Below are 19356 nucleotides of genomic sequence, written 5' to 3' on the forward strand. Positions count from 1 at the left end.
CATGACCGACGACGTACTGCCGCTGCTGCGCAATTTCCTGGTCCAGCGCTACGGGCACCTGAAGCGCCGGCTGACCCGCGCGCTGGGCAACGACGACCTGGCCGACGACGCCCTGCACGATACCTGGCTGCGCCTGCAGCGCGGCGAACCGCCGGGGCCCGTGCGCAATCCGCAAGCCTATGTGATGCGCATGGCGGTCAACTTCGCGCTGGAGACGCGGCGCAGCCAGAGCCAGGTGCTGTCGTCCGATGAGGTCGAGATGCTGCTGGAGCTGCAGCCCGATCCGGCGCCGGGGCCGGCCCAGGTTGCCGAAGACCGCTCCCAATTGCAGGCGCTGGAAGAGATCCTGGCCCAGATGCCGCCGCGCAGGCGGGAGATCCTGGTCCTCGTGCGGTGGGAAGGCTGGCCGCAGCAAGACGTGGCCGAGCGCCTGGGCGTCACGCTGCGCCACGTGGAATACGAACTGAAGGCGGCGCAGGACTTCTGCGCCGTCCGCCTGGCCCGGCGCGGCGGTCCGGTACGATGAGCGCGATGCCGACCCCTTCCGATCGATACGGCGACGCCGAGCGGCCCGACGCGCTGCGGCAGGACGCCCATGCCTGGCTGGTGCGCATGACCTCGGGCCGTGCCACGCGCCAGGACGCGCAGGCCTTCCGGCGCTGGCGCGACGCCAGCCCGCGGCACCAGGCGGCGTTCGAGGAAGCGCGTGCGCAATGGCGGCTGCTGGGGCCGGCGGTGGGCAATCTGCTGCGGAGCGATGCCCGGGCCGCGGCCTGTCACCGCGACGCGATGCGGCCCCGGCACGGCGGCCGGCGGGCCTTCCTGGGCGCGGCGACCGGCGCGGCTGCGGCCGCCGCCGCGGTGGCCTATCCGCCGTTCCGGCTGTGGCCGGCCCCCGGCGAATGGGACGCCGACTACCGCACTGCCACCGGCGAGCAGCGTTCGCTGGCGCTGGCCGGCCGCGTGAACCTGGTGCTGAACACGCGCACCAGCGTGCGGCGCGTCATGCGGGGCGAGGAACTGGTCGGCCTGGACCTGCTGGCCGGCGAAACGGCGGTCGATCTGCGGCAAGCCGGCGAGGCCTTCGGCATTGCCGCCGGCGCCGGCCGCAGCGTGGCCGAGTCGGGGCGCTTCGAAGTGCGCTACCTGGACGGCAAGGTATGCGTGACCTGCATCGACGGCAGCGTGCGGGTCGAGCATCCGGGCGGCCGGCGGCAATTGCAATCGGGCCAGCAGACCGTCTACGACGCCCGCACCGTCGGCGGCACCGCGCGCGTCGACACGGCCGAGGTATCGGCCTGGCGCCGCGGCGAACTGGTGTTCAAGCGGACGCCGCTGTGGGCCGTCATCGACGAGATCAACCGCTACCGGCCGGGCCGCGTGCTGCTGATGGCGTCGTCGCTGCGCGCCGACACCGTGACCGCGCATTTCCGCCTCGACGCGCTCGACACGGCGCTGCTGCAGATCCGGCACACCTTCGACCTGACCGCGCAGGCGCTGCCCGGCGGCGTGCTCGTATTGAGCTGATCCGCCGCCGCGCCGGCGTCGCGAAAATTTCTTTTGGGGATCGCCGCGTCGCCATTCATCTAGAGATATCGGCTCAACCCATCGGCAGGTATCTGAAGAATGAGCATTCGCGGGCGCAACGGCACGAGTCTTTCCACGATCCATTTGCGGCGGCGGCGTTTCGCGCCGTCGCCCCTGGCCCATGCGATGGCCCTGGCGCTGGCGGCCGGCGGCGCGGCCACGGCGGTCCCGGCCCATGCGCAGCGCGCGTTCAGTTCGGGCTGGATGGCCCAGAAGACGCAGTCGCAGGGCACGGCAACGGCCACCGGCCGCATGCCCAACGGCAGGCCGGTCCCGGTCATCAGCCAGCAGGCGCAGCAGCGCGCCAGCCAGCAGGCGCAGCGCGCGGTCGCCAACATGGGCCTGGCCGCGCGTCTGCTGGCCGCGCAGCGGGCGGCGCAGGACGCGGCCAGGCAGGCCGCCCTGGATAGCGCGGCCGACGTGCCCGACGGCCTGGCCGACGGCGGCCTGAAGGTCGACGCCGACAGCCTGACCGCCGGCTGGCTCAACGCCAAGGATCCGGTCCAGCAGACCGCGGGCGGCCAGACCCGGGTCGTGATCGAACAGACCGGCGAGAAGGCCATCCTCAACTGGCAGACCTTCAACGTCGGCCGCAACACCACGGTGGATTTCCTGCAGCAGCCGACGTGGTCGGTGCTGAACCGCGTCAACGATCCGGCCGCGCGCCCGAGCCGCATCGCCGGCCGCATCCGCGGCGACGGCACGGTGCTGGTCGTCAACCGCAACGGCGTGATCTTCAACGGCAGCAGCCAGGTCAATACGCGCAACCTCACGGCCAGCACGCTCAACATTCCCGACGACAAGTTCCGGTCAAGCTACGTCACCACCACCGGGGACCAGGACGGCCCCACCTTCCAGGCCGACCTCGGCTTCACCGCGGGCGACGTCACGGTGGAGCCCGGCGCGCTGTTGCAGACACCGCCGGCCGGCCGCGTGATGCTGCTGGGCGGCAACGTGAGCAATGACGGCGTCATCGTCACGCCGGACGGCCAGGCGCTGCTGGGCGCAGGTCAGCAGGCTTATCTGATCGCCAGCACCGACAACGACCTGCGCGGCTTGCGGATCGAATTGGGCGCGGGCGGCGGGACGGCTTCCAACCAAGGCCTGGTCGAAGCCGAACGGGGCAACATCACGCTGGCCGGGCGCGACGTGACGGTCGGCGCCGGCGGCGTGCTGCGCGCCACCACCACGGTCACGGCCAATGGTTCGATCACGCTGCAGGCGCGCGACGCGGCCAGCCGCTACGACGATCCGAGTTCCTTCACCTTCCTCGGCTACCGCGGCACCCACACAGGCACCGTGTCGATCGGCGACGGCGCGCTGCTGCAGGTCATGCCGGACCTGGACGATACGCAGACGGTGACGGCGACCGAGCTGCTGGCGCCCTCGGCCATCTCTCTGTATGGCAGCACGATCCGCGTGGGCGGCGGCGCCGAGCTGCTGGCGCCCGGCGGCGATCTCGACGTCCAGGCCATCGCCGCGCCGCTGGCGACCGGCACGCTGCCCGACGACAGCCAGATCTACGTGGAGAGCGGCGCGATCCTCGACGTGTCGGGCACGCGGGGCGTGGCCTTGCCGGCCGAGCGCAATTTCGTCGAGGTGGAACTGCGCGGCAACGAGCTGCGCGACGCGCCGCTGCTGCGCAATTCCTTCCTGTACGGCAAGAAAGTGTGGGTCGACGCGCGCGACACGGGTACCTTTGATGATCCACTGCTGGCCGACGTGGAATGGTTCGAAGGCCAGCCGGGCGTCTGGTACGGCAGCGCGCTGTTCGACGCCTCGGGCTACATCGGCATGATCCAGCGCGGCGTGGGCGAGCTGACTTCCAGGGGCGGAACCATCACGCTAAACGGCCGCGGCGACGTGGTGCTGCGCTCGGGTTCAATGCTGGACGCCAGCGGCGGCACGCTCGACTTCGCCGGCGGCTATGGCAGGGTCACCTACCTGACAGACGGAGGCGGCACCCGCGTCCCGGTCGGCCAGGCCCGGCCCGGCGTTCAGTACACCGGCATCGTCGGCAACTTCACCGCCGGCCATACGCGCTGGGGCGTGACGGAAAGCTGGGGCAACCCGATCATGACGCCGCTGCTGTACCAGCCGGCCTACACCGAAGGCCAGGCGGCCGGCACGATCGACCTGCGTGGCGCTCACGTCGCGGTCGATGGCGACCTGTTCGCGATGGCCGAGACCGGCGAACGGCAGGCCATCCGCGGCCAATTGCCGACGGCCGGCACGCTCAAGCTGGGCACGGTCGACGCCGTACCCGACCCGACACTGCTCATCGTCGATTACCAGTTGGGCCAGGTGGTCGTGCAGAAGGAGGCGGCGCCGCTGCCCGTCGACTTCGGCGCCGCCTCGCACCTGGACGATGCATCGCAGTCGGTGCTGTCGACCGACATGCTGGGGGCCTCCGGCATCGGCACGCTGCGGATCGCGGCCAACGGATCGATCGTCGTGGCGGCGGACGCCGATCTCGACCTCGGGCAGCGAGGCAGCCTGCAACTGCTGTCTTCCGCGCTGACGGTGGACGGCAAGGTGCGTGCGATCGACGGCGCCATCGAACTGCGTTCGGCTTCCACCTTCAGCTTGTTTCCCGACGGCGGCGCGGCGCAGACCGTGACGCTCGGCACGGGTGCCATGCTCGACGTATCGGGCGCATGGACCAACGGCTTCTTCGGCGACGCGCCGCTGCCGGTCGCCGGCGGCAGCATCTCCATCCTGACGCCGGATGTGCGCATCAGCGATACCGTTACCGGCGGCATCGAACAGCCCAACATCCCGCACGGCACGATCGCGATCGCCGACGGCGTGCGGCTGGATGTTTCGGGCGGCGGCCGCGCCGACGGCCGCGGCCGCCTCGAATCGCTGGGCGCCGCCGGCTCCATCGTGTTGGGCGCCGGCACGCTCGACCTGGCGCCCGGCGCCGACCTGCGCGGCTATGCGCTGGCCACCGACGACCGGGCCGGCCGCGGCGGCAGCCTGACCGTGGTCAGCCGCGGCGCGCAGGCGCTGCTCGACAGCGCCCTGCTGGCGAGCGGCGGCTTCGCGTCGTACAGCCTGGACGGCATCGACGCGATGACCGTCGGCGCCGGCACGCAGATCGTGCTGGCGCCGCAGAACCGGCTGATCGACGATCCGCGCGTGCTGCCGACCGGCGCCGCGCTCGATGGCCTGCCGCTGGCGCTGCTGCCGGCGGGCATCCGCGCGCCGGCCAGCCTGACGCTGCGCGCAGGCCTGACGACCAACGTGCCGTCCGGCCCCAGCTACGCGCTCTACGACATGACCGGCTCGGTGATCGTGGAGGCGGGCAGCCTGATCGATGCCGGCGTCGGCGGCTCGGTCACGCTGATCGGCAGCGACCTGGTGCAGATCGACGGCACGATCGTTGCGCCCGGCGGCAGCATCGCCGCCCGCATCCTGGGGCCGACCACCGTCAGCACCAGCACGTCGACCACCGGCATGATGCCGTACGAAAGCCAGGACCGGGCCATCTGGCTGGGTTCGACGGCGCGGCTGCTGGCCGAGGGTGCGCTGCGTCCATCGTTTAACCGCTATGGCTGGCGCACCGGCGAAGTGCTCGCGGGCGGCACCGTCACGCTGGATGCCTCCGGCGTCGGCTACGTGGTGACCGAAGCGGGCTCGCTGATCGACGTATCGGGCGGGCTGGCGCAGCTCGACCTGCGCGACTACCCGGCGCCGGGTTTCCTGGCGCCGCGCGGCCAGGCGCCGGCCACGCGCGCGCAGGACGTCTGGAGCGACGCCGGCACCGTCAACGTCATGGCGCGCGACGGCGCCTGGCTCGACGGCGGCTACGACGCCGCGGCGGCGCCGCTGGCGCATGCGGGCGGCTTCTACCTGACCGTGGGCGGCGGCATGCCCACCGGCACCAATGCCATCTACGACCGCAGCATCCGCATCCGCCAGGACGGCATGCCGGCGCTGCCGTCCGGCCTGCTGCCGGGCGATTCGCTCGGCCCGTCGACCGTGCCGCCCGACCTGTCGGCCGCGATGCCGCTGGTGCGCGTGCCGGCGCGCCAGGCGCAGGTATCGGCCGACCTGCTGATGGCCGGCGGCTTCGGCACGATGTCGCTCGACGCCCGCAACTCGATCGTGTTCCAGGACGACGTGACGCTGCAGGCCGGAGAATCGCTGATCCTGAACAGCGGCAACCTGCGCAGCCAGGCCTCGCTGCCCGATGCCGCGCCGCAGGTGAGGCTGGGCGCGCCCTACGTGCGGATCGGCGACGTCAATCGCCGGCGCCTGCAGAACAATGCCGCGCTGGCGCCAGCCCCCGGCGCAGGCCGGCTGGACGTCGACGCCGGCTATCTCGAATTCGGCCTGCGCAGCGTGCTGCACGGCTTCGCCACGGCCGCATTCGCCAGCACCGGCGACGTGCTGTTCGGCGCTCAGGGCAGCCAGGGCAATTCGGCCTACGGGGCGGTGTCGGGCCTGGTGAACACTGCGGGCGACCTGACGCTGGGCGGCCGCCAGCTGTACGCGGCGTCGGGCACCAATTTCGTCGTCTCCTCCGTGGGCGAGGACGGCGCCATCACCATCCTGCCTGGCGATCCGGCCGCGCCGCTGCCGTGGACGGTGGGCTCGAGCCTTGCCATCAAGGCGCCGCACATCGTCCATCAGGGCGTGCTGCGCGCGCCGCTCGGCCAGATCACGCTCGACGCCGGCACCACCGGCAGCGTGACGCTGGCCGAAGGCAGCATGATCGATGTGTCCGCGCACGGCGCGACGCTGCCGTTCGGCATGGTCATCAACGGCGAGTGGTACCTGGACCTCGGCGTCACCGAACAACTGACCACGATGCCGGGCAAGAAGGTGACGCTAGCTGGCGGCAGCATCGAAATCCAGCCGGGCGCCGGCCTCGATCTGTCGGGCGGCGGCGATATCGCGGCCGTCGAATTCGTGCCCGGCACCGGCGGCTCGCGCGACATGCTGGCGGTACCCGGCGTGTTCGCCGTGGTGCCCGGCGAGCAGCCGCAGGCGGCGCCGCTGTCGACCGCGGGTTCGCCGGCGGTCGGCGTGGGCGCCAGCGTCCACCTGGCCGGCGTGCCGGGTCTGCCTGACGGCATGTACACCCTGCTGCCCCCCGAATACGCGTCGCTGCCGGGGGCCTTTCGCGTGCAGGCAGTGGGCGGCGCGAACGATATGCCGGCCGGCCCGGCCGCGGCCCGTAGTGATGGTACTTATCTGGCGGTGGGATGGCTGGCATCGTCGCTGTCGGACGCGCGCGCCAGCCGCAGCACGGCCTTCCTTGTCACGCCGGCCGCAGCGGTGCGCCGCTATAGCGAATACGAAATCAACTCAGGCAACGCGGTGTTCGCCGAGGCCGCGCAGAAGGCGGCGCAGGCCGTGCCGCCGCTGGGCGCCGACGGCGGCCAGCTGGTGCTCAACGCGCTCAGCGCGCTGGAACTCGGCGGCCGCTTCAACCTGGCGGCGGGCGAGGGCGGCCGCGGCGGCCTGGTCGACATCGCATCCAGTTCGATCGCCGTGGTCGGCAAGGGCGACGGCCCGGTCGACGGCTACGCGCTGACGGTCGACGGCGCGACCCTGTCGGCCATGGGCGCGCAGAGCCTGCTGCTGGGCGGCACCCGCCTGAGCACCGCCGACGGTTACCTGCTGAACGCCACCGCGTCCGACATCCTGGTCGCCAATGACGAGGACTCCGCGCTGACCGGCCCGGAAATCCTGCTGTTGACCAAGAGCAGCGTGGGCGGCGAGGGCGGCATCGCCGGCACCGGCGTGCTGACCGTGGAAAGCGGCGCGGTGATCCGCGCGCAGGGTGCCTATCCGGGCGACCCGGCGCGGCTGGTGATCGGCAACGAACTGGCCGCCGATCCGCTGGGCACCGGCATGGGCTCGCTGCTGGCGGTTTCCAACGCGCCCGAACTGCTGGTCAATCGCTACGACATCCACGGCTCGGGCGCCGCCATGGCGGGCACCATCGAAGTCGAGGCGGGCGCCACGATCGAGGCCGACAACGCGGTGCTGTTCGATGCCACGGCCGGCTCGGCGATCGACGCCGAGGCGATCATCCGCGGCCGCTCGCTGGAGGTAGCCTCCGATGCCATCAGTTTCGGCGACGTGCCGGAGCACACGTCGGGCTTCGTCGCCAATGCCGACTCGCTGGCGGCGTTGGCCGCGGCCCAGCGCCTGGTTCTGCGCAGCTACGGCACCGTCGATTTCTACGACAACGGTTCGTTCGATCTGCGCGATCCGGCCAGCGGCCTGTCGCAGGTAGGCGAATTCGTGCTCGACGCGGCCGCATTGCGCCAGCGCAGCAGCGGCTCGATTGCGCTTTCCGCGCGCCATCTCACGCTGCGCAACACGGTCGGCACGCTGGCCGGCGGCGCCGACCCGGCCGCTGCGCAGGGCGGCCTCACGCTGGCCGCCGGGCAATTGGACGTCGGCGACGGCGCCAGCGCCATTCTCGGCTTTGCGCAGGCCGACCTGGATGCCGGCATCGTGCTGCTGTCGGGCGCGGGCAGCCTGACGGCCGGCGGCGCGGCCGCCGCCAACCTGAACGTGCACGCACCCGTGATCGCCACCACGACCGGCGCCGACCAATCGCTGTCGGCCACCGGCGCCCTCGACCTGCAGGCCGGCGACACGGCGCCCCCGGACGGCGGCGACGGACTGGTCGGCATGGGGGGACGCCTGTCGCTGCACGGCGCCACGGTGCGGGCCGCCACCCTGCTGCGGCTGCCGGCCGGCGTGCTGGAGTTCGACGCCGAGGGCGACCTGACCATCGCCGAGGGCGCGCAGATCGACGTGAGCGGGCGCGACCAGGCGTTCTTCGACCAGGTGCGCACACTGCCGGCCGGCGACATCTCGCTCGTTTCGCAATCCGGCAACGTACTGGTGGTGCAAGGCGCCGTGCTCGACCTGTCGGATCCGCAGGGCGGCGGCAAGCTGTCGGTGACGGTGCCCGAAGGCAGCTTCGGCCTGCAGGGCGCCGCGCGCGGCGGCAGCTTCGTGCTCGACACCGGCACCATTCCCGATTTCGGCGCCCTCCAGGGCGGACTCAACGACGGCGGTTTCGCCGCCTCGCGCGATCTGCGCATCCGCAACGGCGACGTGCTCGTCGACGGCGTGACCCGTACCCGCAGTTTCACGCTATCGGCCGACCGCGGCGCGATTACCGTGACCGGCACGATCGACGCTTCCGGCGCCACCGGCGGCAGCATTTCGTTGTCAGCCGCGGGCGACGTCGTACTGGCATCCGGCTCGCGGCTGTCGGTAGCCGGCGAAGACTTCGACGGCGCCGGCAAGGGCGGCGCGATTTTCCTGAGCGCCGGCGCGCACCGCGAGGAAGACGGCCAGGACGTCAGCGATCCGGACGCGGTGCTCGACATCCAGCCCGGCTCCTTCATCGACCTGGGCGTGGCCAGCGCCAGCGCCGCCGCGCGCCAGATCCAGCTGAACGGGCCGGGCAGCACCATCGCGTTGCCGGTGGCCGCCTCGATCGGCTTCCCCGGCGGCACGCCGGGCGACAACACGCTGGTGGCCGATGCCGCCGGCGTCATCACCTATCCCGACGGCAGCACGGCCCGCTTCGCCGCCGGCGCGCCGATTTCGCTGCCGCCCGGCGCCAGCCTGCGCCTGGACGCCGCCGGCGTGGTCAAGGTGGCCGGCGGCAGCGGCGGCCCGACCACGGTGGCCTTGCCGCTGACCGGCAGTTTCGCCACCAGCGGCGCCACCGCGGTGACGGCGGTGCCGGTGACGCTGGACGCCGCCGGCAGCCAGATCGTGCTGGCCGGCGGTGCGCCGGTTATCCTGCCCAACGGCACGCCGGGCAACGACATCATCAGCGTCGACGCCGGCACGGTTACGATCACCACCGTCAACGATGGCAGCCAGGTGACGATGACCGCCGGCGCCAGCTCGCTGAACCTGTCGGCCGGCGCCAATCTCACGGTCGGCACGGCGACCCCGGACGGCGTCGTGATCCCCATCGGCCAGGCATCGCTGCGCAACCTGAACGGCACCGTCGTCACCCTGGTCCGTTCCGGAACAAGCGCGATCAGCCTGGGCGGCACGCTGACCTTCGACCAGGGGCTGCCCGACGGCGCCACGCTGAGCGCCATCGGCAATCCCAGCTACATCAACATCGGGCAGCCGTTCCGCACGGCGGGCAATACCGTGGTCATCGGCGGCGCCGGCGCGTCGGTCCAGATGATCGCGCAGGGCCGCATCCATTTCCCGGACGGCACGCCCGACGGCGTGACGCTGCAGGGCGGCGTCGGCTATTCGAACGTCCGGATCAGCATCTACGACGCCTCCGGCACGCTGGTGCAGACGGTCACCAATGCCACCGGCGGCACCAGCGCGACCACGCCGTTCACCGTGCCGCGCGGCGGCTATGTCTCGGCTTCGACCGCGCCCACGCTGCAGGTGGTGCAAGGCGACGCGCCGATACGTACCGTTGCCGAGAGCCTCGCCAACGGCACGGGCGCGCAGAGCGTCCAGTACCGCGGCGTGAAGGCGATCGAGGCGCTGACTCCCGGTTCCACCGTGATCGGCGACTACAAGGGCTCGCTTACCTTCCAGGGATCGAATCCGCTCTCCTTCCTGGCCAATGGCAGCAACATCGACGTTACCGACGTGACGCTCGCCAAGCTGCCCGCCGGCGCGCTGGTGACCATGACGCGCGCCGGCAGCTTCAATCCGCAGGGCGCCGGCGGGGATTTCCGGCTGTCGCTCGGTGGCGGCGGGCGCTATACAGCCAGCGACGTATCGCTGGGCACGCTCACGGCCGGCTCGTCGCTGGCGCTGAGCGAGCAGGGCGCGCTGCGGTTCGAATCGGGCAACGACGGCGCCATTGCGTTGCTGATGCCGGCCAACGCGGGCTTCTCGGCCGAGGGCACCTCGCTGATCGCGCTCGGCGGCGCGCAGGCCGGCACGCTGCACCTGCGCGCGCCGCAGACGGCCGACGGCGCCGACCTGCGCATCAACCCCATCGGCGGCACCATCGTCGGCGCGGCCAGCATCGTGGCCGAAGGCTACAAGACCTACGACCTGACCGGCACCGACGGCGTCATCACGCAGGCGCTGAAAGACGAGGTGCGCGCCGATGCCGGCGCGTTCGCCGGTGCCACGCCGGCCATCAAGGGCCGTCTGCTGGCCAGCCAGCCCGGCCTGGCGACGGTGCTGTCGGTCGTCCCCGGCGTGGAAATCATCAATACCAACGGCGAGGCGCCGGCCACGATCGAGGCCGCGCTGGATCCGGGCGCCACGCTGGGCCTGCAGGCCAACACGCCGATCGCCTTCCCCGCCGGGATGGCCGGCGCCTTCGATCCGCTGCCCACCGCGGTCATCGAGATCAAGACCGATGCCGGCGGCACGGTGCTGTACCTGGACAACGCCAGCCAGACGGTGACCATGCCGCAGGGTACCAGCGTGGTCCTGCCCGACGGGGCGCCGGCCAGGTCGTTCGGCTTCGAGGTGGCCTACCAGACCAGCGCCCTGATCGTGCTGCCCGACGGCCAGCAGATCACCTTCAGCTACAACACCTATCTGAACAACGGCTATCCCCAGGACCTGCCGCCAGGCACGCGGATCATCTTCTCCAATCCCGGTTCGTTCAAGCTGACCACGGCGATGCCTACGCCGGTGCGCGTCTCGCTGTCGGGCGGGATCTTCCGCACCACCCAGGCGGTGCAGATCCTGGGCCTACCGGCCGGCGCCACCGTCGCGTCGATCGGCGCTGCCAGTTCGATGTCGTTCGACGGCCCGGCCGCCGCTTCGCTGCAGGTGCCGGCCGACAGCCAATTGGGCGCCAGCAGCCTGGCGCTGATGGCGCCGGCCGGCGCACCGGCCATCCTGACGCTGCAGAACGCCGGGAAGGCTGCAGTGACGGTGGACGCCGGCATCGCGCTGACGCTGAGCGACGGCGGCCGCATCTCGGCCACCGCCGCCGGTCGCCTGTACGCCGCCGACGGGTCGCTGCTGTCGGCCTTCGCGGCCGGCGATACGGTCGAGGCGCCGGCCGGCGCTTCGGTCAAGCTCGATGCCGGCGGCACGGTGACGGCGCAGAGCGCGGGGCTGCGGATGCTGGTGCAGGCCGGCGCCGCCTACAAGATAAGCGGGGAAGACCTCGGCCGCACCGTCACCCTGGTCAACACTGCCAGCACGCTGGCGATGAGCGCCGGCGCGTCGGTCACGCTGACCAGCCAGACCACCGCCACCTCGTTCAACATGAGCAGCACCGTGCCCGCCGTCATCTACCGGCCGGACGGTACCCAGCGCGCAGCCATGGCAGCCAACGTCAGCGTCTCGGTCAACACGGGCGAAACCGTGGTGCTGTCGGCGCAGGGCACGCTGAAGTTGGGCTCCAGCTCCCGTACGGTCGACGTCAAGGTCAACGCCGGCACGGTGGCCGGCAGCGGCACCACCGTCGACTACTCGTATGCAGTGCCGGCTGTGGCCGCTACGCCGTCGGCCGTGTCGTCCGACATCGTCCTGAAAGCCGTCAATACGGGCGACGTGACCCAGCCTGATCTGGGCTGGGACCTGTCCGACTACCGCTTCGGCCCGGACGGGGTGCCGGGCGTCCTGACGCTGCGGGCGGCCGGCAATGTGCGTATCGAAGGCTCGCTGTCGGACGGCTTCCACTATACCGGCACCTATCTCTACAATAACTTCTATACTGGCGCCAGCTATTTCGCGCAAGGCTCGCTGATCGACGATCTTTCGTGGTCGTACAACCTGGTGGGCGGCGCCGATTTCGGCGCGGCTTCCGCGCTCGGCGTCAGGCCCATCTTCCAGCTCGATCCCCTCAAGGGCAACGTGCAGGTCAACGCCAGCACCGATGCCGACACGACGGTGCGCACCGGTACCGGCGACATCGCCGTGGCCGCCGGCCGCGACATTGAATTCAACTCGTTCTGGAATGCCGCCGGCACCAGCGCCCACTATGCCAGCCTGTACACGGCGGGCCGCCCGGCCAACCTGCAAGGCTCGCGCACCGCAGCCTTTTCCACGCTCGAGAACGGCCGCCGCGCGCTGAGCGGGGGCGCTTTCTGGATGGCCTCCAACGGCGGCGACATTCGCCTGGCCGCGCAGCAGGACATCACCGGCAATGGCCGCGGCACCGACACGCCGGAGATCTCCGTCTGGGTCAAGTCGCAGGGCAACATCAATGCCAACAACGGGTTGTACTCGGCGGTGATGAGCTGGGGAGTGACGCCCAATGCGGTAGTCGGCCCCGCATCGCTGGGCGTGCGCGACGCGGTGGTCGCGCTGGGCGGCGGCAACGTATCGGCCGAGGCCGGACGCGACGTGGTCAGCATGACGCTGGCCTCGGCCAACAGCGGTATCCGCGTCGGCGCCTCGCCCGATGATTCCTACCTGCAATCGGTGGGGGGCGGCGACGTCAGCCTGGTCAGCGGCCGCGACGCGATCGGCAACATCGTCTACGTGGCCAGCGGTACCGGCACGCTGCGCGCGGGCCGCGACATGACCGATTTCGATTATGGCAACGGCGGCAAGTTCGGCACCCGGCTGGTGCTCGGGGACGCCGTGATCGACGCCATCGCCCGCCGCGACGCGAACGTGGGCGCCATCTACACGCCAACGATGATGTACCGCTTCAGCGAGAACATCCCCTGGTTCTCGAACTACACCGACCGCAGCCGGGTCAGCGTGCAATCGCTGGTGGGCGACGTGGGCGTGCTGACCGCGCGCGGCGGCGATACCGCTCCTGCCGGTAGCTACAACGATGTCGCGCTGACTCTGCTGCCGGGCAATTTCGAGGCGGTCTCCTATGCCGGCGACATCGTGCTGGGCTCGCTGTCCACCGTCAACAACGGCGCCTCCAAGATCGAGATGATGCCGGCCCACGACGGCGACCTGACGCTGCTGGCGGCCGACTCGATCGATTTCCGCGCCATTGTGGGCATGTCGGACGCCGATCCCATCGTCTACCAGAGCCCCTTCATCATCGGCAACGCCATAACCTGGGAGCGCACGCTGTTCGGCCAGTCGCTGAGCGATTCGCTGCCCTACCTGACCAGCCGCAACCGCACGCTGTCGCACAGCGCCGACCTGTACCGCGCCAACGACGCGAACCCGGTCCGCATCTACGCCGTGGACGGCGACATCACCGGCCAGCGCTTCGGCATGTCGCGCCAGAACGGCACATGGACGGCCAACACGTTAGGAATGGCCTATCTGTCGCTGCCCAAGCCGGCGCAGATACGCGCCGGCAACGACATCGTCGACCTGGCGGTGCTGGCGCAGAATCTGCGCGACGACCAGACCACCGCGATACAGGCCGGGCGCGACCTGGTCTTCACCAAGGACCTCAACCTCAACAGCGGCCGCCCCGAAGGCGGCGGCATCTGGATCGGCGGCCCCGGCCGGCTGGAGGTGACCACCGGCCGCGACCTGGCGCTGAACCGCAGCGAGGGCATCGTCGCGCTCGGCAAGCAGCTCAACCCCTACCTGCCCGACGGCACCAGCGCCGACATCACCCTGCTGGTCGGCATGGGCGCGCAGGGCGCCGACTACGCCGGCTTCGCGTCGGCCTACGTCGCCCCCGGCGCTTCTGCTCCGCACAGCTACACCGGCGACATGGTGGACTTCATGCGCCGCCGCAGCGGCGACGACACGCTGAGCGCCGACGCCGCGTGGACGCAATTCCAGGCCCTGCCGGAGGAAGACCGCGAGATCTTCCTGCGCGGCATCTACTACCAGGAACTGATCCGCACCGGCACCAACGGCGTGGAAACCGGCAACTACAACGAAGGCTACGACGCCGTGGCCAGGCTGTTCCCCGACGACCGCGCCTATGGCGGCGACCTGTCGCTGGCCTACAGCCAGATCAAGTCCTTCTACGACGGCGGCCTCGACATCCTGCTGCCCAAGGGCAGCATCGACGGCGGCATCACCGTGGTCGGCCCCGACATCAGCGAGGCCGGCCGCAAGAACGCCGACCAGCTCGGCATGACGATGCTGCGCGGCGGCGACGTCCACATCATGCTCGACGGCGACCTGATCGTGAACCAGAGCCGGATCTTCTCGATGGGCGGCGACATGCTGATCTGGTCCTCGCACGGCGACATCAACGCCGGCAAGGGCGCCAAGACGGCGCTGCTGGCGCCGCCGCCGCGGCCCGTGTTCGATCCGGTCAGCGGCACCTCGACGCTGGAGCTGACCGGCGCCGCCTCCGGTTCGGGCATCGCCACGCTCATCACGGAACCTGGCCAGGACCCCGGAAGCATGTGGCTGTTCGCGCCGGGCGGTACCATCGATACCGGCGACGCCGGCATCCGCGTGTCGGGCAACCTGGTGATCGGCGCGTTGCAGATACGCGGGGTCGACAACATCCAGGTGCAGGGCACGACGCTTGGGTTGCCGCCGCGCGGCGCCGACGTGACGGCGCTGACCAACGCCAGCGTGGCGTCCGCCCAGGCATCGATCGCGGCGCAGGACATCGTGCAGCGCGAACGCGCATCGGCCCGCCAGGCGCTGCCGTCGATCTTCACGGTCCGGGTGCTGGGCTTCGGCCCGGCGCCGGCCGACCCGGTCCAGCCTGAGGCGCCGGCCGGTCCGGCCTCGCAGGCGCCGGCCGGAACCAGCCGGGCGAGGGTCGGCTACGACACCGGCAATCCGGTGCAGGTGCTCGGCCATGGCGGGCAATTCGACCAGGCGGTGCTTTCGCGGCTGACCGAAGAAGAACGCCGATCCCTGCGGCGCCCGTAGCATGGACCTCAGCGATCAGCCCTACCTGGATGCCGCCGGCGTCCGGGCCGGCCGGCGCGCGGACTGCAATCGCGCCGCAGGCGGCGACGACGGCGGCCGCTGCGACCGCGGCGGCGACAACTGCGGCGCAGGCAGTGGCAGCGACCACGCCGCCGCGCTGCGCGCCGTCCTGGTGGCCAACTACGACCGCCTGCGCCGCCGCCTCGCCCGCCACCTAGGCTGTCCGGACCTGGCCAGCGAATGCCTGCACGACGCCTGGCTGCGCCTGGGCGAGATGGCCGCGCCGCCAGCTGTGCAGAGTCCGGACGCCTACGTTTACCGGATGGCGTGCAATCTGGCGCTGGACCGGCTGCGCGCCGAACGGCCGGCCGCGTACGCGGGCGAAGCCGACGCGCAGCTGGACGCCGTGGCCGACGCCGCGCCCGGCCCGGAAGACGCGGCCCAGTCCCGCTCGGAATTCGCCGCGGTCGACCAGGCCTTCCGCCGGCTCCCCCCGCGCCACCAGGCGATCCTGCTGGCTTTGCGGGTCGAGGCGCAGACCCGCCAGGAAGTGGCCGCGCGGCATCGCCTGTCGCTGCGCCGGGTCGACACGGTATTGCGCCAGGCGCTGCAGCACTGCGCCGAGCAGACCGGCCGCCCCATCCTGGCCGGCGTCAGCGCGCCGCGCCGCGCCCTGCCGCGCGCGCCGGCCCGCTTACAGGTCAGCGTAAGTTCCGCGTTGTAAAGTCCCTACTTCCCTTCCCTGATTTCCGAGGGCGCGGGCCTGCCCAGGTCCCCGGCGCCCTTTTCCCTATGCCGTCCACCATGCCCGTCGATGCGCCGCGCCCCAGTGCCTGGCGCCTGCTTCTCATTTTTTCCCGCATTGGCCTCACCAGTTTCGGCGGCGGGCTCAGCGGCTGGCTGCTGCGCGAGTTCGTGCAGGACCGCAACTGGCTCAGCGAGGAAGAATTCCTCAACGGACTGGCGCTGTCGCAGGCGCTGCCCGGCGTCAACGTCAAGAACATGGCGATCTGGATCGGCTTCAAGCTGGCCGGGCCGGCCGGCGCCATCGCCGGTTTCATGGGCATCATCGTGCCGCCGGCCTTCATCATCGTGCTGATGGCGGTGGCGTTCTCGAAGCTGACCGACTACCCGCTGACCAGCATCGCACTGGCGGGCGCGGCCGCCGCCGCGATCGGGCTGTCGGCGTCGATGGCGATCACCGCCGCGCGCCGCGTGCCGCGCCGCGCCTTTCCGCTGCTGTGCCTGGCGGCCACCTTCCTGGCGGTGGGTATCTTCCACTGGCCGCTGCTATGGGTGGTGCTGGGCGCGGGCGCGCTGAGCGTGGCGGTCGAGTACCGCCGCCTGTCGAGCGGGGAGGGCATCTGACGATGGAGAAGATCCTGTGGGGCCTGCTGGCCGTGTTCACGCCGCTGTCGATGGTCACCATCGGCGGCGGCCAGGCCACCACGGCCGAGATCCAGCGCCAGGTGGTCGAGGTTCATCACTGGATGACGGCGCAGCAATTCCTCAACGACTTCGCCATCGCCCGGCTGGCGCCGGGGCCGGGCTCGCTGCTGGTGACGCTGATCGGCTGGCAGGTGGGCGGCGGCTGGGGCGCGGTGGTGGCCACGCTGGCGATCTTCGCGCCCACGGCCTTCCTGATCTACGGCGTGGCCTATCTGTGGCGCCGCCACCAGGGCGCCCGCTGGCAGCTCGCGCTGGAGGCCGGCCTGCGGCCGGTGGCGGCCGGGATGATCCTGGCGGCGGTCTACGTGCTGTTCATGGCGCTGGAAGGCGGCTGGGCCGCGCGCGCCATCGCGGTGCTGTCCACTCTGCTGATGATGCGCACCAAGCTCAATCCCTTGATGCTGGTGCTGGGCGGCGGCGCGCTGCTGGCCGCCGGTACGCTGGCGGTGGGGGCCTGACTGACCGTACGCAGCCGCGCCGGCCGGGCGCCGGCGGCGCAATAGACTGAAGGTCCGGCCTCGCTTCTTACCGGCTACCTGCCGGGGATATCCGGGCTTTATCGTAGGCCCGTCTGGCCCGCCGTTCCGTGCGCGCCGCCTCGCGGAATATCCAGCTCCTGAAAACTTCTGTCGAAGGACGGGCGGCACTGGCCGCGGAATCCAGCAGGAACAGGCTGCGGCCGGTTTTCACGATCGAATCCGATGCGAACACCAGAGATCCGGCCTCGATCTCGGAAAGGAACAGGTGCACCTGGCCGACCAGCACGCCCGTGCCGGCGACCGCCGCGGTAATGGCTGTCGCGGTATTGCTGAACTTCAGGCTGCTGCCTGTCGCCACGGCGAACCTTGGATTGGCGGCCAGCCAGATCCCGAGATCGGCCACCCGGTTTACCGAACAGATCGTGTTCAAGGATCTGGGAGCGGGAGTTCCCTGCAGGGCCTGCGCGATGGCCGGGGCGCACACGGCCACCAGTCTTTCGTCGAACAGCCGCCTGGCGCGCGGGACCCGGTCGTTCGGCGCAAGCCAGCGAATGGCGAAGTCCACGTCGGAATGTTCCAGGTCGACGCCTTCGGGCGCGGCTGCGAATTCGACGTCGACCTCCGGGCATTCCTTAGCGAACCGCGCCAGCTGAGGCACCAGCCAGCGCGAAGCCAGCGTCTGGTAGATGGCTATCTTGATCGAATCCTGCGTACCGCGCCGGGACACGATGGCCAATGCCCTGTCCATGATCTTGAAGGCATCGCTCAGGTCGTGCCCGAGAAGGGCGCCGGCCTCGGTCAGCGTTACGCGCCGGTGGTGCCGCTCGAACAGCGGAACGTTGAACCTGTCCTCCAATCGCGCGATCTGCTGGCTCACCGCACTGGGCGAAATGTGCAGTTCCATCGACGCCTTCTCGAAACTCTGAAGACGCGCGGCAGCCTCAAAAACGCGAAGCGTATTGAGGGGAATGTTGGGACGGTGCATGGTTTCAGTTTAGCATTGCTTACCCAGAGACCACGCGAAATCCTGTTTGACCGGGTAATCCCCCCGTCCCTAGAGTGTCGCCAGTTGCCGCGCAACCCGATGTTGCAGCGCAACCCGATAACTATCCGATCATCGGAGACCAGGAGACCATGGAGACTACTCGCAGACAGCTTCTGTCGGCGGCGGGCGCCGCGTGCCTGTTTCCTCGGCTGGCCATTTCCCGCGATGCGTGGCCGGAGCGCATGCTGAGATTCGTGGTGCCGTTTCCCGCCGGCGGCGGAACCGACATTCTCGCGCGCACGACGGCGCGGGGCGCCGAGCGGGGGCTCGGGCAATCGGTGGTGGTGGAGAACCGCGACGGCGCAGGCGGCACGATCGGCGCCGACAGCGTGGCGCGCATGCCCGCCGATGGTTACGCAATGCTGATGGGCGCCTCCAGCACGATGTCCGTCAATCCGCATCTGTACAAGAAGCTGCCGTACGTTACGACGCGCGATTTCACCGCCGTGACGCTGCTGGCCACCTGTCCGCTGATCCTGGCCGTGAATGCGAACCTGCCGGTACGCTCGGTGCGGGAACTGATTGACTACGCCAAGAAGCATCCGGGCAAGCTCAATACGGCGTCCGCCGGCACCGGCAGCGTTGGCCACCTCACGTCCGCGCTCTTCAGAAGGATGGCGGACATCGACATCACCCACGTGCCTTATCGCGGCAGTTCGCCAGCCATCAACGCGCTGCTGTCGGGCGAGGTCCACATGATGTTCGACAGCCCGCTGACCATCCTGCCGCAGGTTGGATCGGGACGCCTGGTTCCACTGGCAAGCACCGGCGAAAAGCGCGCCGCGACGCTGCCGGACTTGCCTACGATGGCCGAATCGGGCCTGCCGGGCTTCAAGACCAACCTCTGGTATGGGCTGTTCGTCCGCAGCGGAACGCCGCGCCCGGTCGTCCGGCGTCTGAACGCGGAATTCGTGCGGGCGCTGCGGGAGCCCGCGATGCGCGAAACGCTGGCGCGCCAGAACCTGGAGCCGGTAGGCAACACGCCCGAAGCGTTCGATGCCTTCTGGAAATCGGAGTACGACCGTTGGGGACGCGTCATCCGGACCGACGACATCGTTCTCGGATGATGAACCAAGCGCA

General features: G+C 70.6%; 8 protein-coding genes. 7 read left to right on the top strand and 1 reads right to left on the bottom strand.

Annotation, left to right across the window (positions count from 1 at the left end; all coding sequences use genetic code 11):
* Position 1: 1 nt before the first annotated feature.
* From ABD927_RS19360 to ABD927_RS19385, 6 genes are all read left to right on the top strand, one after another.
* The gene (locus tag ABD927_RS19360; RefSeq protein WP_345251493.1) at positions 2 to 526 is read left to right on the top strand and encodes an RNA polymerase sigma factor; all 525 of its coding nucleotides are present in this window, start codon (positions 2 to 4) and stop codon (positions 524 to 526) included.
* A 5-nt stretch (positions 527 to 531) separates the two neighbouring features.
* A complete protein-coding gene (locus ABD927_RS19365; protein ID WP_345251494.1) occupies positions 532 to 1527 on the top strand; it encodes a FecR family protein in 996 nt (331 codons plus the stop codon).
* A 99-nt stretch (positions 1528 to 1626) separates the two neighbouring features.
* Positions 1627 to 15303, top strand: coding sequence for a filamentous haemagglutinin family protein (locus tag ABD927_RS19370; RefSeq protein ID WP_345251495.1), 13677 nt, complete (start codon positions 1627 to 1629; stop codon positions 15301 to 15303).
* A gap of 1 nt (position 15304) precedes the next feature.
* Complete coding sequence (locus tag ABD927_RS19375) at positions 15305 to 16027, top strand: RNA polymerase sigma factor (protein ID WP_345251496.1); 723 nt, start codon at positions 15305 to 15307, stop codon at positions 16025 to 16027.
* A gap of 68 nt (positions 16028 to 16095) precedes the next feature.
* Positions 16096 to 16671, top strand: a complete 576-nt coding sequence (locus ABD927_RS19380; protein ID WP_345251497.1) for a chromate transporter — start codon at positions 16096 to 16098, stop codon at positions 16669 to 16671.
* Positions 16672 to 16673: 2 nt separating this feature from the next.
* On the top strand, positions 16674 to 17210 hold the full coding sequence (locus ABD927_RS19385) for a chromate transporter (protein WP_345251498.1): 537 nt from the start codon (positions 16674 to 16676) through the stop codon (positions 17208 to 17210).
* 67 nt (positions 17211 to 17277) lie between these two features.
* On the opposite strand, the gene ABD927_RS19390 is transcribed toward ABD927_RS19385, so the two are convergent.
* A complete protein-coding gene (locus ABD927_RS19390) occupies positions 17278 to 18216 on the bottom strand; it encodes a LysR family transcriptional regulator (RefSeq protein ID WP_345251499.1) in 939 nt (312 codons plus the stop codon).
* A gap of 74 nt (positions 18217 to 18290) precedes the next feature.
* Here ABD927_RS19390 and ABD927_RS19395 point away from each other — a divergent pair, with 74 nt between their 5' ends.
* Positions 18291 to 19343: a Bug family tripartite tricarboxylate transporter substrate binding protein gene (locus ABD927_RS19395; RefSeq protein ID WP_345251500.1), complete on the top strand. Its 1053-nt coding sequence runs from the start codon at positions 18291 to 18293 to the stop codon at positions 19341 to 19343.
* The last annotated feature ends 13 nt before the right edge of the window (positions 19344 to 19356 follow it).

The organism is Pigmentiphaga soli (assembly GCF_039541095.1).
Taxonomy (GTDB): domain Bacteria; phylum Pseudomonadota; class Gammaproteobacteria; order Burkholderiales; family Burkholderiaceae_B; genus Pigmentiphaga; species Pigmentiphaga soli.